We start from the raw sequence: 16,919 nt of genomic DNA, 5'->3' as shown, positions 1-16,919 counted from the left end.
CAGGCAGCACCTACTGGCGGGAGAGTCCGGCTGGATCGATGTCGACCGGGAACGGGTCGTTCAGGTGTGTGGTCGCGCCCGCGAGCGCGGTCGTCCGCTCCACGTACCGGCCGCCTTCCAGCTCGTAGACGACGAGCATGGGCGCCGGGTCGAACTCAAGTCGCCAGAAGTGCGGGATGGCGGCCTCGGCGTAGAGCATGGGCTTGAACTTGCGGTCCATGGTGCGGTTGCCGGGAGAGACAAGCTCGGCCACAAGCTGCACACCGTCGGCATCGACGCTGACGCCGTCATCGGCGGTCGCGCCGGCGTCGGTCACTACGAGGTCAGGGACGACGAGACCGGAGGGTAGTACGACGTTGATGGTTTCCAGTACCTCGACCGGCGCCTTGGCAGCCGTGGCCGCCGCATGGAGGATCATAGCGAGCCGGAGCGAAGCCCGCTGGTGGCGGATGCCGGGTGCGGGGGACATGACGAGGGACTCCCCGAGCAGTTCGTAGCGCATGGTGCGGTCTTCGGGCAGGGCAAGGACGTCGGCGACGGTCCAGGGCCCCGTGTGGTCGCTGGCAACGCTCATGTCCCTTCACCTCCTCGCCCGCTCGGCAGCCGTGGGTGCCGGCAGGCGGTACACGCCCAGCATACGGGCGCACTCACCTGCTGACGCGGGCTTTCGCCGCCACGAGTGAGACTCCGAACACGCGACCAACCAGAGGAGGCATGATTCTCACCGGGATGAAGGAGGCCGGGTACGACTTCCCGGGCGACGACTACTGTGAGAACCGTTTTAGCCGGTTCCGCGACTGCCAGGAGGTCTCGTGCCCCGTACGACCAGCGACGTGCAGGCATTCGAAGCCCGCGCAAGCGACGCCGACCTCGACGAGCTGCGGGCACGACTGGCCGCGGCGCGGCTGCCGGAGGCCGAGACGGTCTACGGCGCCGCGGCAGGGCCGCGCCGCTGGGAGCAGGGCGTTCCGCTCGCCGACCTCGTCGATGTCGTGGACTACTGGCGCACCGGGTACGACTGGCGGCCGTTCGAAGAGCGCCTGGACCGGATCGGCCAGTTCCGTACGACCATCGACGGTCTGGGAATCCACTTCCTGCACCGCCGGTCCGCGCGCACGGACGCCACCCCCCTGATCATGACGCACGGCTGGCCGGACAGCGTCGTCCGGTTCATCGACGTCATCGAGGAGCTGGCGGACCCGGAGGACCCGGACGCGCCGGCGTTCCACGTCGTTGCTCCCTCGCTGCCGGGCTTCGGCTACAGCGACAGGCCGGCCACCACCGGGTGGGGAACCGAGAAGATCGCGGCGGCCTGGGTGGAGCTGATGGGACGGCTCGGCTACGACGAGTTCGCGGCCCACGGCGGCGACTGGGGAGGCAACATCACCACCGTCCTCGGCGGCAGGTTCCCGGCACACGTCCTCGGCATCCACACGACGTTCGCGGAGGGACCGCCCGGGCTGACGACGGACGGGCTGACGGCGGTCGAGCGCCGGTGGGCCGAGGAGACCCGCGACTTCTGGCGCAACCGCGCGGCGTACGCGAAGCAGCAGGCGACCCGGCCGCAGACTATCGGCTACTCGCTCGTCGACTCACCGGTCGGGCTGCTCGCCTGGATCCTCGACAAGTTCGCCGAGTGGTCGGACACCGAGGACAGCCCGTTCGAGACGATCTCCAGGGACCGCATCCTCGACGACGTCACCCTGTACTGGCTGACGCGGACCGGCGCGTCGGCGGCCCGCATCTACTACGAGAGCCACAACGCGCTGGACCCCGCACTCCGCGTCGACGTGCCGTCAGCGATCACCGGATACCCCCACGACGTCGAGAAGTGCCCGCGCCCCTGGGCGCAGGAGCGGTACCGGCAGATCGTCCGGTGGCAGGTGGCCGACCGCGGGGGGCACTTCCCGGCGCTGGAGGTTCCCGAGTACTTCGTCAGGGATACGCAGGAGGGCCTGGCGGCCGTGCTGGCCGCCCACCGGTGAACACGGCGGAGCGCCGGCGCCCGGCCATCACCTGACCGGGCCCGGCGCCCCGCCAAAATCCACCGGCCTCGGAAGAAAACGGCGCTGCCCCCGAACCGCCAGACCCGAAGCGTGACTCGAAGGCGATCGTGGCCCCTCCCGGGGCGGTTGGGTGCGCGCCGGTAGGCAAAAGTCGGGCTGCATGGGCGATTTGGCCCGGTTTTGGGGGTGGGTTACCGCGAGTTTGCCACGGCAGTGTTCATCGAGGTGGTTCGGATGGCGGTCGGCGCGCTTGAGGGGGTGCGGGTGCGCGTAGAGGAGCGAAACTCGGGTCCAGTGGGCGATTTGTTCGCGTTTGGCCTGAGGGTTACCCGGAGTTTGCCCCCGTGGCGTCCACCTCTGCGCTGACGCCGACGTTCGACCGGCTCGCCGCAGAAGGCGCGCTGTTCACACGCGCGTTCTGCGCGGCCCCCTCGTGCACGGCGTCACGGAACGCGATCCTCACCGGCCAGGCGCCGCACCGCCTCGGGGCGGGAGCGAACCTGTGGTCCGAGCTCCCGGCCACCTTCGATGTGTACCCGGACCTCCTCGGGCGGGCGGGGTACCGTATCGGGCGAATACGCAAGGGCTACGGCCCCGGCGTGTTTCCGCAGTGGCCGCACGACCCGGCGGGCCCGGCCTTCCCGTCGTTCGGCGAGTTTCTCCAACAGCAGCCGGAGGGGACGCCGTTCTGCTTCTGGTTCGGCTCCTCCGATCCACACCGGCCGTACGACCCCGCGCTGGGCGAGCAGTCCGGCATCGACCCGGGCTCCGTGGACATTCCGCCGTATCTCCCGGACACGCCGGAGATCCGCGCCGACGCCGTCAACTACCTGGCCGAAGTGCAACGCTTCGACCGCCAGGTCGGCGATGCCCTGAAGCTGCTGGACGAGCGTGGGCTCGCCGAGAACACGATCGTGGTGATGACCGGAGACCACGGCTGGCCCTGGCCACGGGGCAAGTGCAACACCTACGACGCCGGTAGCCGCGTGCCGCTCGCGATCCGCTGGCCGGGCCGGGTCGCCCCGGGAACAGTGGTCGACCGCCTGACGGTGCTGAGTGATCTCGCTCCCACCTTCCTCCACGCCGCCGAGCTGCCCACGCCGCCGGCGATGACGGGGCAGTCGCTGCTGCCGGCGCTCTCGGGCACAGCCGCCGAGCGCGAGTTCGTCGTCATCGAGCGCGAGCGGCACTCCTTCGCCCGGGAAGGGAATCTCTCGTACCCCGTCCGTGCCCTGCGGACGCCCAGGTGGCTGTATATCCGCAACTTCTTCCCGGAGCGCTGGCCTGCCGGCGACCCGCAGCCCCCCTCGCCCGACCGTGGGATCTTCGCCGACATCGACGCGGGCCCCACCAAGACACAGCTCCTGGAGAACCGGCACCGGCCGGAATTCGCCAAGGCATTTCATCTGGCCACCGGCAAGCGGCCCAAGGAGGAGCTCTACGACCTCGAATCCGATCCGCACAGCCTGGAAAACCTCGCGGAGCACCCCGAACGTGCCGCGGTGAAGACCCGGCTCTCGGAGCAACTGCAGGACTGGATGCTCCGAACCGACGACCCGCGCGCCGCCGACCCGCGGACCGGCTTCTGGGACACCGTCGAGTACTACGGTTGACTCCCCCGCGCCCACCCGGGCCCGGTTGTGACCGCCTTCTCCCGCACGCCGGACATCAGCAGGGTGTACAGGATCAGCGACGCGCCCAGGCCCACCGCCCAGCCGTAGTCCGCCAGCGGCTTGAGGAACGGGATCAGCCCGTCCTCGGGGTACGGGCCGGACGCGCCCGCGTCCGTGTGGGAGCCGCCGACGGCGAGCAGGCCGCCGGCCGCGAAGGCCACGACGCCGCGCCAGTTCCAGCCGCCCGCGTACCAGTACGCGCCGTCGCGGCGGTACAGGCCGGGCAGGTCGAGCACCGTGCGGCGGACGAGCCAGTAGTCGGCGATCAGGACGCCGGCGACGGCGCCCAGCAGGCCGCCGTAGGTGCCGAGCCAGACGAAGATGTAGATGTCCGGGTTGGCGATCAGTTCCCAGGGGAACATCAGCATGCCCGCGGCGCAGGCGATCAGCGATCCGGTGCGGAAGCTGATGGCCTTCGGCGCCAGGTTGGACAGGTCGTACGCGGGAGAGACCAGGTTGGCCGCGACGTTCGTCGTCAGCGTGGCGAGCAGGATGACGAACAGGGCGAAGGCGACGCCCAGTTTGGAGTCCATGCGCGCGGCCAGCTCCGCCGGCTCCCAGATCGGCTTGCCGTACACCGCCTGCGAGCCCGAGGTGACCAGCACGGACAGCAGCGCGAACGCGGCCATCGTGGTGGGCAGTCCGAGCGACTGGCCCCATATCTGCGCGCGCTGGCCGGCGCCGAAGCGGGTGAAGTCCGGGATGTTCAGCGACAGCGTCGACCAGAAGCCGATCATGCCCATGAGCGCGGGGAAGAACTTCGTCCAGAAGTCGGCGCCCCAGCCCAGTTGCGACGGCTCGTCGAGGAGCGGGCCGAAGCCGCCGGCCTGGTCGGCGATCCATATCAGCAGCGCGACCGCGCCCGCGAGCATCAGCGGGGCGGCCCAGTTCTCCAGCTTCTTCACCCCCTCCATGCCGAAGAGGATGATCGCTACCTCGATGAGCCAGAAGAGGACGAAGCACAGCCACTGCGGCCACGGATAGCCGCCCCACGAGCCGGCGTCGGCCCACCAACTGCCGGCCCCGAAGATCTTCCCGGCCAGGAAGTAGATCGCCTGGCCGCCGATCCAGGTCTGGATGCCGAACCAGGCGCAGGCGACGACGCCGCGCAGCAGCGCGGGCAGGTTGGCGCCGACCACGCCGAAGGACGAGCGGGCCAGGACGGGGAAGGGGATCCCGTACTTCGGGCCCGCGTGCCCGGTCAGCAGCATCGGCAGCAGCACGATGACGTTCGCCAGGGCGATGGTGAGGACGGCCTGCTTCCAGTCCATGCCCAGCGCGACGAGCCCGGCGGCCAGGGTCCAGGTCGGCACGTTGACCGACATGCCGATCCACAGGGCGGCGAAGTTGTACGTGGTCCAGGTGCGCTTGGCGGCCGGGACGGGGAGCAGGTCGCCGTTGGCGTAGGGGCTGCCGGCGATGTCGTCGGCGGGGGACAGCTCCACCCGGCCGTCGGCGGGCGGAGGTCCGGGGTACGGGGGTGAGGCGGCGTCGGAGGCCATGGCCGCTCCTTCAGTCCAGCGCCGGGATGACGTGCTTCCCGTACGCGTCGATGGTGGACTCCTTCGCGTCGTGCATCGCGTAGATCGCGAACTGGTCCACGCCCAGCTCCCGCAGCCGGCGCAGCTTCTCCAGATGGGCCTCGACCGGGCCCAGGATGCAGAAGCGGTCCACGATGTCGTCGGGGACGAAGTCGGTGGAGGGGTTTCCGGCGCGGCCGTGGTGGGAGTAGTCGTAGCCCTGGCGCTGCTTGACGTACGCGGTCAGCGCCTCGGGGACGACGTCGGAGTGCTCGCCGTAGCGGTCGACGAGGTCGGCGACGTGGTTGCCGACCATGCCGCCGAACCAGCGGCACTGCTCGCGCGCGTGCGCCAGCGCCTCGGGGGTGCCGTCCGTGACGTACGCGGGGGCGGCGACGCAGATCGTCAGGTCGTCCGGGTCGCGGCCGGCCTGGGCGGCGGCGGTGCGGACGGCCTTGACCATGAACTCCGTGAGGTAGACGTCGGACAGTTGCAGGATGAAGCCGTCCGCGACCTGCCCGGCGAGCGCCAGCGCCTTCGGCCCGTACGCCGCCATCCACACCGGCAGCCGGCCGTTCTCGACCCACGGCAGCTTCAGCGTGGTGCCGGACTCGCGGTCGACGACGGCCTCGCGGCCCTCGGCGAGGTCGCGGATGGCGCGGATGGCGTCGCCGAGGCGGGCCAGGGTGCCCGGCGGGCGGCCGGCGACGCGCATGGCGGAGTCGCCGCGGCCGATGCCGCAGACGGTGCGGTTGCCGTACATCTCGTTGAGGGTGGCGAAGGAGGAGGCGGTGACCTCCCAGGCGCGGGTGCCCGGGTTGGTGACCATGGGGCCGACGGTGAGCCGGTCGGTGTGCTCCAGGATGCGGCTGTAGATGACGTAGGGCTCCTGCCACAGGACGGTGGAGTCGAACGTCCAGCCGTAGCGGAAGCCGTTGCGCTCGGCGCGGCGCATGAGGCCGACGACGGCGGATGCGGGCGGGTCGGTCTGCAGCACGAGTCCGAAATCCACTTCGGCCCCCTTTGGGAACGATGCCGGAGATGTGGGTCTGGTGGCTGGTTTCTACAGGAACTGGCAGGTGCCGCGCGGGATGTACTGGCCGTGTCCCGCGTGGCCGGTGAACTCGCGTGCCTTGACGACCGCTTCGCCGCGGGAGAGCACGGTCTCGACCCGGCCGGTGATCTCCTTGCCCTCGTACGCCGAGTAGTCGACGTTCATGTGGTGGGTGGCGGCGGAGAGCGTCTGGGGGGGCGCGGGGTCGTAGATGACGATGTCGGCGTCGGAGCCGGGGGCGATGGTGCCCTTGCGGGGGTAGAGGCCGAACATCCGCGCGGGGGTGGCGCAGGCGATGTCGATCCAGCGGCGGCGGGTGAGGTGCCCGTCGAGCACGGCCTGGTGGAGGAGGTCCATCCGGTTCTCCACGCCCGGCATCCCGTTGGGGATCTTGGAGAAGTCGCCGCGGCCCATTTCCTTCTGGTCCGTGAAGCAGAAGGGGCAGTGGTCGGTGGAGACGACCTGGAGGTCGTCGGTGCGCAGCCCGCGCCAGAGGGCGGCCTGGTGCTCGCGGGGGCGCAGCGGGGTGGAGCAGACGTACTTGGCGCCCTCGAAGTCCGGTTCCGCGAGGTTGTCGGTGGACAGGAACAGGTACTGCGGGCAGGTCTCGCCGAAGACCGGCAGGCCGAGGTCGCGGGCGCGGGCCAGCTCGGCGAGGGCCTCCTCGGCGGAGACGTGCACGACGTACAGCGGGCTGCCGGCGACCCGGGCGAGCTGGATGGCGCGGTGGGTGGCCTCGGACTCCAGCAGGGCCTTGCGCACCTCGCCGTGGTAGCGCGGGTCGGTCCGGCCGGCCTGCAGGGCCTGTTCGACGAGGACGTCGATGGCGATGCCGTTCTCGGCGTGCATCATGATCAGCCCGCCGTTGCCGGCGGCGCGCTGCATGGCGCGCAGGATCTGGCCGTCGTCGCTGTAGAAGACGCCCGGGTAGGCCATGAACAGCTTGAAGGAGGTCACGCCCTCCTCGACCAGGCCGTCCATCTGCTTGAGGGTGCGCTCGTTGACGTCGGAGAGGATCATGTGGAAGGCGTAGTCGACGCTGCACTGGGCGTCGGCCTTGGCGTGCCAGGCGTCCAGGCCCTCGCGCAGCGCCTTGCCCTGCTGCTGGATGGCGAAGTCCACGATGGTCGTCGTGCCGCCCCAGGCGGCGGCGCGGGTGCCCGTCTCGAACGTGTCCGAGGCGAAGGTGCCGCCGAAGGGCATCTCCATGTGCGTGTGGGCGTCGACCCCGCCCGGGATGACGTACTTGCCGGCGGCGTCGATCTCGGTGGCGCCGGCACGCCAGCCGGCGGCGGCGTCGCTGCCGTGCGCGGCGAGGGCGACGACGCGGCCGTCCTCGACGAGCACGTCGGCGTGGATCTCGTCGGCGGCGGTGATGACCAGCCCGCCGGTGATGACTGTGCGGCTCACGACCTGCGCTCCCTTCCGGTGATGCGATGTCACCAGGGGTCTACACCCGTAGAGTCCTGTTGCGTGCGAAGACGGTAGAAGCATGGCACCGCGGTCGGCAACACCGCGGCAGCCGGCGGGCAGGACCCGCGTGCCGCGGGCGGGGCGCCGACCGGGTTCGGGACCGGCCGCGCGGGCGGCAGCCGGTCCCGCGGCCGGGGTGCCCTCTCATCCGCCGCCGGCGGTCTCCGCGTCGGCGGCGTGCAGGGCGCGTTCGAGGACGGCCGCCCCCTCCTCCGCCTCGGCGACGGTCAGCGACAGCGGCGGCGCGATGCGCAGCGTCTCGCCGAACTTGCCGCGGCCGACGAGCAGTCCGCCGGCGCGGGCGTGCTCCAGCACCGCCGCGGCGTGCCCGGGGGTGGCCAGCTCGATGCCGATCATCAGGCCCCGGCCGCGTACCTCACGCACCGAGGCGAGGCCCGCCGTGGCGGCCCGCAGCCGCTCGATGAGCAGCCCGCCGACGCGGCGGGCGTTGCCCTGGAGGTCGTGCTCCAGGACGTAGCCGAGGTTGGCCAGGCCCGCGGCCATGGTGACCGGGCTGCCGCCGAAGGTGGACAGGGAGTTGGCGTCCAGGCAGTTCATGATCTCGGCGCGGGCGACGACGCCGCCGATGGAGGCGCCGTTGCCGATGCCCTTGGCGAAGGTGAGCATGTCGGGCGGGCCGTTGCCGGCGTGTGCCTGCCAGCCCCAGAAGTGGTCGCCGGTGCGGCCCCAGCCGGACTGCACCTCGTCCGTGATCCACAGGATGCCCTCCTCGGCGAGCACCTCGCGGAACGCCGCGTACAGGCCGTCGGGCGGGGAGGTGAAGCCGCCGACGCCCTGGATGGGCTCGGCGATGAGGGCGGCGACGCCGCGGGTCTGGGAGAGCATGTCGCGCAGGTCGGCGACGCAGGCGTCGACGAACGCGGCGTCGTCGAGGTGCGCGAAGGGGCCGCTGCCGCGGATGCCGCCGTGGACGTAGAGGGTCTGCAGCGGGGAGAGGCTGGTCGGCGACCAGGCGCGGTTGCCGGTGATGCCGACCGCGGTGAAGGAGCGGCCGTGGTAGCTGTTGCGCATGGCCAGCACCTGGTTGGAGCCGCGGTACGTGCTCGCCAGCAGCAGCGCCGTGTCGTTGGCCTCGGTGCCGGAGGTGGTGAAGAACACCCGCGCGTCGGGGATGCCGGACAACTGCGCGATGCGCTCGGCCAGCTCCACCATGGGGCGGTTGAGGTAGAGCGTGGAGGTGTGCAGGATGCGGCCGGCCTGCTCGGCGACCGCCTTGGTGACCTCGGGGAGGGCGTGGGCGGTCATGGTGGTGAGGATGCCGCCGAAGAAGTCGAGGTAGCGGTTGCCCTCGGCGTCCCAGACGTGCCGGCCCTCGCCGTGGGTGATCTCGATGGGGTCGGCGTAGTAGAGCGCCATCCAGTCGGGCAGGACGGCCCGGTGCCGGGCGAGCAGGTCGCGGTGTACGCCGCCGTCGTGCGCGCTCACGGCTGCACCAGGTCCTCGTACGCGTCCGGGCGGCGGTCCCGGTAGAAGGCCCACTGCTGCCGGACCTCCTCGATCATGCCGAAGTCCAGGTCGCGCACCACCAGTTCCTCCTCCTTGTCGCTCGCGACGTCGCCGACGAACTGGCCGCGGGGGTCGACGAAGTAGCTCGTGCCGTAGAAGTCGTTGTCGCCGTACTCCTCGACGCCGACGCGGTTGATGGCGGCGATGAAGTACTCGTTGGCGACGGCCGCCGCGGGCTGCTCCAGTTGCCACAGGTACGCCGACAGCCCGCGGGAGGTCGCGGAGGGGTTGTAGACGAGCTGGGCGCCGGCCAGGCCGAGGGCGCGCCAGCCCTCCGGGAAGTGCCGGTCGTAGCAGATGTAGACCCCGACCTTGCCGACGGCGGTGTCGAAGACCGGCCAGCCGGCGTTGCCCGGCTTGAAGTAGTACTTCTCCCAGAAGCCCTTGACCTGCGGGATGTGGTGCTTGCGGTACTTGCCGAGCACCGTGCCGTCGGCGTCGATGACGACGGCGGTGTTGTAGTAGAAGCCGGACTGCTCGATCTCGAAGACGGGGACCACCACGACCATGCCGGTCTCGCGGGCGAGCGCCTGCATGCGCACGACGGTGGGTCCGTCCGGCACGGGCTCGGCCCAGCGGTAGTGCTCGGGCTCCTGCACCTGGCAGAAGTAGGGGGCGTTGAAGACCTCCTGGAAGCCGATGATGCGGGCACCGCGGGCGGCGGCGGTCCTCGCGTGCTCCTCGTGCTTCGCGATCATCGACTCGGTGTCGCCGGTCCACGTCGCCTGGACGAGTGCGGCGCGTACAACGTTGGCCATGCTGCTCCTCGGACGGGACGCCGGGGGCTCTACGCACGTAGAAGCCGGGGCAGATGTCTGAAAGTAAGTCGCCGCGGAGTCGCTGGCAAGAGCGGCGCACCGAACGGCTGCGGGCCGGGTCAGGCCGAGTCGGGCGCGCCGGGCAGGCCCGCGGAGCGCAGCGCGTGGGCGAGCCGGCGGTACCGCTGGGCGGGGCCGCGGCGGGCGGCGCGCAGCAACAGCGGCACGAGCCGGCCGGGGTCGGCCGAGGCCAGCGCGACGGCCTCGTCGGTGCTGCGGGCGCCGGCGAAGGCGTCGAGCAGCTCCTCCGACTCCCGGTCGCGGCCGGCCCGGTGGAGCGCGGCGAGGATCGCGGCCAGCTCGGGTACGGGCCGGGCGGCGGCGTGCCGGACGAGCTGCAGCGCCTCGCGGGCCCGGCCGGCGGCGGCGAAGGCGTCGGCGGCTCCGGTCAGCCGCTCGGGGGGCAGCGCGGCTGCCTCCCACAGCAGGGTCGCCACCTCGGCGGTGCCGGCGGTGCGCTCCAGCTCCGCGGCGAGGGCGGGCAGCGCCTCGGGCGGGCCCGCCGCGGCGGCGCTGAGGCGGGCGTACGCCTCGCCGGTGCGGCCCTCGTCGCGCAGCGCGGCGACGGTGGCGGCGGCCTCGCCGGCGAGCCGGCGCGCGGCGGCCCGCCGGTCGGCGGCGGCGCGTTCGGCGGCCGCGGCCTCCTTCCGGCGCCGCCCGACGCGGCCGGGACCGGCGCCGGTCCCGGTCCCGGCGAACCGGGCGCCGCGGGGGGCCGGCAGGTCAGGGGCGACGGCGGCACCCGGTGCCGTCGACGCGGCCGGAGGCTCCGGGGCCGTCCCGGCCGCGGGCAGGCCGGGCGCCTCCCCGGTGCCAAATCCCGAGAAGCGCGCGCCCCGGGGTGCGGACGCCGCGGGCAGGCCGGGCGCCTCCCCGGTGCCAAATCCCGAGAAGCGCGCGCCCCGGGGTGCGGACGCCGCGGGCGGGCCGGGCGGAGCCCCGCCGGTGGCCCCGTCGGCGTCGCCGGAAGCGGACGGTGGTCCAGTGGCCCCGGTGCCGTGCGCCGTGCCGCTCCCGGTGGCGTCCGGCGGCCCGGCCCCGTCCACACCGCCCTCGTACGCGCCGCCCACGGCAGGCAGCACCGGCGGCGGCGCCGGCGCCGCGCCCGCGAACCGGGCGCCCCGGAGAGCCGCCGGGGGCGGCGGGGCGGGCGCCCGCCCCGCGGCCTGCACCGCCTCGATCCGGTCGCGCAGTTCCGCACAGCGGGCCGCCGCGCGGGCGGCGTCATCGTACGCCCAGGCCAGCTCGTTCTCCAGCCGCTCCGCCGTCCAGAGGTCCCGCTCCGTCGCCAGCCGGTGCCGCAGCCGCTCGGCCGCGTCCTCCGCCGTGCGGTGCTCCGCGAGCCGGGCGCGGAGCACCGCGGTCAACGCGGCGCCGTCGGGGTACCGGGCGTCGTGGGCGGCGACGGCGGCGCGGTGCAGCGCGCGGGCGCGCGGCAGCGCCGCGTCCGCCGCGCGCCGGTCGCCTTGCCCGGCCAGGTCGTGCAGCAGCGACTCGACGACGTCCCACGGGGGCAGAGCGGAGCCGTCCAGGCAGGCCCGCAGCCCGTCGGGATCGCCGCGGCTGAAGACTCCGTACCAGCCGGACTCTTCGTCCAGCCATCCCGTGATCTGCCGTATGAGTCGCGCGAATTCCGCCATTTCCGGCGGCAGTCCCTGTTCCGCCACGGCGGGCATTCGACACCCGCTTTATTTCGTCCGCGCTACGAGGGCTTTGCGGTCGCGGTAAACGGAACCCGATGGGCGGCGGCCTCGAACAGCGATACGGGCGACCGCTAGCATGCCCCGTCATGAGCGAACCCATCCTCATCCTCGTCTCGGCCGCCGCCGGCCTCGTGGTCGGCGCCGCGCTCGGGTGGTACGCGCGCGGCTCCCTCGGCGGGCGCCGCCACCGGCGCCGGGAGCGCTTCTTCGGGCTGCCGCGCAACTCCGAGGCCCTGGTGGTGGTGAACCGGGACGCCGGCGGCGGGGACTGGAGCGTGGCCAAGCACGACGCGCTCGCTCTGCTGGAGCTGTCCGCCGTGATCAAGTCCTGCGGGGCGCACGCGCAGGTCGTCGCGCAGGACACGGCGCAGCAGGCGTTCGGCGACCGCACCGAGTTCTGCGTCGGCACCCCGATATCCAACCGCCGCATGGCCGCGCACATGCAGTCGCTGCTGCCGGGCATACGGGTCAACACCGACCCCGAGCCGGGCCCCGACCGCGGCGCGTTCGCGGTGGGCACCGAGCGCTACCGGCTGGAGAACGGCGTCAGCGAACACGTGCTCCTCGCCCGGCTGTCCGCCGGCCAGGAGGCCAGGCCGGTGTTCCTCTCCTGCGGCCAGCGCTCCATCACCAACCAGGCGGCGATGCGCTATCTGGTGAAGAACGAGAGCCGGCTGAACCGGAAGTACGGCACCAACTCCTTCGTGCTGCTGCTGAAGGTCGTCAACTCGCAGTCGTACGGACCCGATGTGGTGGAACTCGTCGGGGACGTGACCAAGCAGGCGCAGTCGCCGCTCCCCCCGACGTCGGGGAAGCACGGCAAGTCCTGACCCCGCGCCGCCCGCGGTGCGCGCCGGGGAAGGAGGCCCGCCGGGAAGGGTGGCGCCGGGAAGGGAAGCCCGCCCGGAGGGCGGCGAACGGCATTACCCGCCGGATAGCACCTAGGTACGCACTCACTCCCTGAGTACCTAGCCTGTCGGGCGAGTTGCGGGAGAGGAGCCCCCGGGTATGGGCGACACCAGGCCGGTGTACCAGCGCATCGCCGACGATCTGCGCGAGCGGATCGACGGCGGCGAGCTGCCCGTGGGGGCGCAGATCCCCTCGCGCTCCCAGCTCAAACGCGCGTATGCGGCGAGCGACCAGACGGTGGACCGGGCGGTGCGGGTGCTGAAGGCCGCCGGCTACGCCCAGGGGCAGTTCGGCCGCGGCGTCTTCGTCGCCGACCGCACCCCCGTGGGCAGCCTGCTGCGCAGCACGGGCGCCGTCGACTCCCCCTTCGCCGCCCGGCTGCTGCCCCCGGGCGTGGCGCTGACCTGGGAGGCGGTCTCCACGCCCACGCCCGCGCCGCGGGAGGCGGCGGGCCGGCTCGGGATCCCGGCGGGCGACCGGGTCATGTGCACGCACTACGAGTACCTCGCCGACCGCAAGCCGGTGCAGTTGGCCGTGAGCTGGGAGCCGCTGGCGCTCACCGACGGCACGGACGTGGTCTTCCCCGAGCGCGGCCCGTACGCCCGGCGCGGCGTGCGCGGCCGGTTCGCGGCGATCGGGATCCGGGTGGTACGGGCCGCGGAGCTGGTCGGCTCGCGGTCGGCGACGACGGCGGAGGCGGAGGCGCTGGGCTGCGCGCCGGGGCAGTGCGTAACGACGGTGGAGCGCACCCACTACGACGAGCACGGCCGGGCGGTGGAGACCTCCGAGGCGGTGGTGCGGGCGGACCGCTGGCGGCTGGCGTACGACATCACGTTCACGGGCTGACCGGCCGCCCCGCACGCGGCGCCGGGACCCGGGGTCCCGGGCCCGCGAGCGTCAACGGCGGCGCGCGGCGCCGCACTCCGTACCCGAAAGTGTGTACGCGATTGTGAATGTGAAGGTGCCCGTACGCCCGCCGGCCGCGGGGCGGGCTCAGCCCTCCGCGACCTCGGCGTACATCTGGGACAGCTCCGGCGCCCCGGTCGCCGCCCACTCCGCGCCGATCTCCAGCACGTCCATCTCCCGCCCCGACGACAGCCGCACCACCGGAGCGCCATCCTCCGGATCGAGCACCCACTGCGCACCCGCGATCGTCCGCACGATCACCGTGCCCAGGTAGAGCCCCGCGTCGCTGCCCAGCCACGGCGTGATCTCCGGGTCGTCCCGCCAGCCCGGCAGCAGTTGGTCCAGCTCCTCCAGCGACCGCGGGGTGTCGTCCAGCTCGACGCCCGCCGACTCGGCCTGGACGCGCAGCAGTTCGCACTCGCTGAGCAGCTCGGTGACGCCCTCCTGATCGACCGGCGTCTCCACGTGCGACGTGCGCTGCTCCCGTCCGGAGCCGTGCCGTCTGCGCCAGTTGTCGAGGAAGGAGATGTTCATGCTCCCACCCTCGCATCCGGGCAGGCGGGAGCACCACAGGCGCGCGGATCCGATTCGCTCACCAGGTGTTTCCCGGCAGGCCATCTTGACCGTTCACTGGTGCCTCTCTAGTTTCATGGCGCCCCCCTGAGACAACTGGACGACTCAAGACGCCTCACCGGGACCCGGAGGGCCACCTTGCGGATTCGCCTCGTCACCACCGCTACCCTGCTCGCACTCGCGGCCACCGCCGTGCCGGTGGCCGCCCAGGCCGCCGAACGGCCCCGCGCGCCACAGCCGTTGGCCGCGCTCTTCGACAACACCGCCGTCAGCGACGACGCCGACCCCGGCGCCGCGGACTTCGACGGCGCTGGCAACTCCCTCTCCGCCCAGGACCTGGCCGCCGCCGGCTGGACCCCCGGGCTCAAACTGTCCGTCGACGCGGCCGGGCTGCGGCTGCCCGGCTACGGGGGCGGCGCGCCTGACAACGTTGTCGCCGACGGCCAGTCCGTCGCGCTGCGCGGCACCGGCAACGCCGTCTCCCTGCTCGTCGCCGGCTCCTCGGCCGACGGCCCCGGCGGCGGGGTCTCCGGCACCGGCACCGTGCGCTACGAGGACGGCAGTTCCAGCACGTACCGCCTGACCGCGCCGGACTGGCGCTCGGGGCCGCTCACCACCAAGGCCCTGGCCCTGCCGCGCCTCAACACCCCCGACGGGCCGCGGGCCGAGGCCACCAGGCTGTACGCGGTGACCGTGCCCGTCACCCGCGGCAAGCAGATATCCTCGCTCACCCTGCCCGACGACCCGGGCCCGGAGTCCGACCTGCACGTCTTCGCCGCCTCCGTACGGGCGGAAGCCACCGGCTGGACCGGGAGCTGGTCCGCCGCCACCTCCGGCTACACCGCCATGGGGCCGTGGACCGACCGCACGCTGCGGCTCGTGGTGCACGCCAGCGCGGGCGGCGAGAGCACGCGCGTACGGCTGGCCAACACCTTCGCCGCGTCGCCGGTACGGATCGGGCACGCCAGCGTCGCCGTGCAGGGCGACGGCGCCGCCACCGCCGGCCGGCCGGTGCCGCTGACGTTCGGCGGCAAGGAGGGCACCACCCTCGCCGCCGGCGCCCAGGCGGTCAGCGACCCGGCCCGCTTCACCGTGCCGCCCGGGTCGAACCTGCTGGTCAGCATCCATCTGCCGGAGACCGTCAGCGCCGCGCCGGTGCACTCGCTGGCCATGCAGACCTCGTACATCAGCGCCGACGGCAGCGGCGACCACGCCGCCGACCCCGGCCCCGGCGCCTTCACCGGCACCCTCGGCACCTGGCCGTTCCTCACCGGCGTCGACGTGCGCGGCGGCCCCGGCTCCGTCGTCGCGCTCGGCGACTCCATCACCGACGGGGAGGACTCCGTCGCCGGCACCAACCAGCGCTGGCCCGACGCGCTCGCCGCCCGGCTGCGCGCCCAGGACGACGTGCCCCGCTACGGCGTGCTCAACCAGGGCATCTCGGCGAACCGCATCGTCACCGACCGGTACAAAGGCGACGGCGTGAGCACCGACGTCGGCGGGGTCAGCGCCCAGAACCGGCTGGAGCGCGACGTGCTGGCGCAGACCTCGGCCCGTACCGTCGTGGTCTTCGAGGGCATCAACGACGTCCGCTCGGGCAGCAGCGCGGACCAGGTGATCGCCGGGCTGCGCAGCATCTCCGAGCGCGCGCACGCCCGGGGGCTGCGCGTGGTGGTCGCGACCATCGCACCGTGCGAGGGCTGGAGCGACTGCAGCCCCGAGGTCGACGCCCGGCGCACCGCGGTCAACGACTTCATCCGCGCGAACGCCGACGGGGCCGGCTTCGACGCGGTGCTCGACTTCGACGCCGTGCTGCGGGACCCGGAGCGCCCGCAGCGGCTGCTGCCCGCGTACGACAGCGGCGACCACCTGCACCCGGGGCCCACGGGTCTGAAGGCGGCGGCCGACTCGATCGACCTGAGGCTGCTCGTGCCCGGGGCGCAGAACGGCTAGAGGTCGAGGTCGAGGTCGACGACGACGGGGGCGTGGTCGGACGGGTTCTTCTCCTTGCCCGGCCGCCGCGCCTCCCGGTCGACGTAGGAGTCGGTGACGGCGGCGGTGAACGGCGCGTTGCCGTAGACGTGGTCGATGCGCATGCCCTTGTTCTTCTGGAAGCCGAGCTGGCGGTAGTCCCAGAAGGTGAAGGGGATGTCGTACTTCAGCGCGCGCGGGTAGACCTCGCTGAGGCCGGCGGACTTCTGCAGCTCGACGAGCGCGGTCCGCTCGGCCTCGCTGACGTGCGTGTGCCCGTCGAAGAGGGAGATGTCCCAGACGTCCTCGTCCTTGGGCGCCACGTTGTAGTCGCCGAGGAGGGCGTACGGGCGCCCGCCCGCGGCCTCCTCGGCGGCCATGGCGCGCAGCGCCTCAAGCCAGCGGAGCTTGTACGCGTAGTGCGCGTGCCCGAGGTCGCGGCCGTTGGGCACGTACAGCGACCAGACGCGCACCGGACCGCAGGTCGCGCCCAGCGCGCGGGGCTCGGTCACGCCCTCGTACGGCGGCTGGTCCGGCAGGTCCGCCGTGACGTCGGCGAGGCCGGCGCGGGAGACGACCGCCACGCCGTTCCACCGGCCGTCGGCGCGGATCGCCGCCTCGTACCCCAGCTCCGCCAGCTCGGCGCCCGGGAACGCCTCCTCGGTGCACTTCAGCTCCTGGAAACACACCACGTCGGGCGCGGTCTCCTCAAGCCACTGCAGGATGCGGGGCAGCCGGGGATTGATCCCGTTGACGTTCCACGTAGCGATGCGCACAGCCATGCCG

The 16,919-nt window shown here is 72.8% G+C and carries 14 protein-coding genes; 5 read left to right on the top strand and 9 right to left on the bottom strand.

What is annotated here, in order from left to right; all coding sequences use genetic code 11:
* Positions 1-10: 10 nt before the first annotated feature.
* Positions 11-574, bottom strand: a complete 564-nt coding sequence (locus tag B124_RS09030) for a Uma2 family endonuclease (protein ID WP_496502177.1) — start codon at positions 572-574, stop codon at positions 11-13.
* 238 nt (positions 575-812) lie between these two features.
* Between B124_RS09030 and B124_RS09025 the strand changes: the two genes are divergently transcribed.
* Positions 813-1,985: an epoxide hydrolase family protein gene (locus B124_RS09025; RefSeq protein WP_496502176.1), complete on the top strand. Its 1,173-nt coding sequence runs from the start codon at positions 813-815 to the stop codon at positions 1,983-1,985.
* Between the two features lie 365 nt (positions 1,986-2,350).
* Positions 2,351-3,619 carry a sulfatase family protein gene (locus tag B124_RS09020; RefSeq protein ID WP_496502175.1) on the top strand — a complete coding sequence of 423 codons (1,269 nt, stop codon included), beginning with the start codon at positions 2,351-2,353 and terminating at the stop codon, positions 3,617-3,619.
* On the opposite strand, the gene B124_RS09015 is transcribed toward B124_RS09020, so the two are convergent.
* The 6 genes from B124_RS09015 to B124_RS08990 all read right to left on the bottom strand — a co-directional run bounded on the left by B124_RS09015 (position 3,610) and on the right by B124_RS08990 (position 11,711).
* Entirely contained in the window at positions 3,610-5,181 is a 1,572-nt protein-coding gene (locus B124_RS09015; RefSeq protein WP_496502174.1) for an NCS1 family nucleobase:cation symporter-1, read from the bottom strand. The two genes, B124_RS09020 and B124_RS09015, sit on opposite strands and share 10 nt — an antisense overlap.
* A gap of 10 nt (positions 5,182-5,191) precedes the next feature.
* Positions 5,192-6,211, bottom strand: coding sequence for a TIGR03842 family LLM class F420-dependent oxidoreductase (locus tag B124_RS09010; protein ID WP_496502173.1), 1,020 nt, complete (start codon positions 6,209-6,211; stop codon positions 5,192-5,194).
* Positions 6,212-6,262: 51 nt separating this feature from the next.
* Positions 6,263-7,663, bottom strand: coding sequence for a dihydropyrimidinase (gene hydA, locus B124_RS09005; protein ID WP_496502172.1), 1,401 nt, complete (start codon positions 7,661-7,663; stop codon positions 6,263-6,265).
* Positions 7,664-7,870: 207 nt separating this feature from the next.
* Positions 7,871-9,103, bottom strand: coding sequence for an aspartate aminotransferase family protein (locus tag B124_RS09000; RefSeq protein ID WP_496502280.1), 1,233 nt, complete (start codon positions 9,101-9,103; stop codon positions 7,871-7,873).
* A 65-nt stretch (positions 9,104-9,168) separates the two neighbouring features.
* Complete coding sequence (locus B124_RS08995; protein ID WP_496502171.1) at positions 9,169-10,011, bottom strand: nitrilase-related carbon-nitrogen hydrolase; 843 nt, start codon at positions 10,009-10,011, stop codon at positions 9,169-9,171.
* Between the two features lie 119 nt (positions 10,012-10,130).
* Positions 10,131-11,711: a hypothetical protein gene (locus B124_RS08990; protein WP_496502170.1), complete on the bottom strand. Its 1,581-nt coding sequence runs from the start codon at positions 11,709-11,711 to the stop codon at positions 10,131-10,133.
* Positions 11,712-11,860: 149 nt separating this feature from the next.
* Here B124_RS08990 and B124_RS08985 point away from each other — a divergent pair, with 149 nt between their 5' ends.
* Both B124_RS08985 and B124_RS08980 read left to right on the top strand, forming a co-directional pair.
* Entirely contained in the window at positions 11,861-12,604 is a 744-nt protein-coding gene (locus B124_RS08985; protein ID WP_496502169.1) for a hypothetical protein, read from the top strand.
* Between the two features lie 178 nt (positions 12,605-12,782).
* Positions 12,783-13,529 (top strand): GntR family transcriptional regulator, encoded by a 747-nt coding sequence (locus B124_RS08980; protein ID WP_496502168.1) that lies wholly within the window; start codon positions 12,783-12,785, stop codon positions 13,527-13,529.
* Positions 13,530-13,676: 147 nt separating this feature from the next.
* Here the strand turns inward: B124_RS08980 and B124_RS08975 are convergent, their stop codons facing one another.
* Entirely contained in the window at positions 13,677-14,123 is a 447-nt protein-coding gene (locus B124_RS08975; protein ID WP_496502167.1) for a DUF6278 family protein, read from the bottom strand.
* A gap of 177 nt (positions 14,124-14,300) precedes the next feature.
* Here B124_RS08975 and B124_RS08970 point away from each other — a divergent pair, with 177 nt between their 5' ends.
* A complete protein-coding gene (locus B124_RS08970) occupies positions 14,301-16,115 on the top strand; it encodes an SGNH/GDSL hydrolase family protein (protein ID WP_496502166.1) in 1,815 nt (604 codons plus the stop codon).
* Here the strand turns inward: B124_RS08970 and B124_RS08965 are convergent.
* Complete coding sequence (locus B124_RS08965; RefSeq protein WP_496502279.1) at positions 16,112-16,909, bottom strand: exodeoxyribonuclease III; 798 nt, start codon at positions 16,907-16,909, stop codon at positions 16,112-16,114. The two genes, B124_RS08970 and B124_RS08965, sit on opposite strands and share 4 nt — an antisense overlap.
* Positions 16,910-16,919: the final 10 nt, after the last annotated feature.

This window comes from Streptomyces sp. CNP082 (assembly GCF_059570535.1).
The sequence above is the reverse complement of the archived record's forward strand: the minus strand, read 5'-3'. Positions and strand labels throughout refer to the sequence as shown.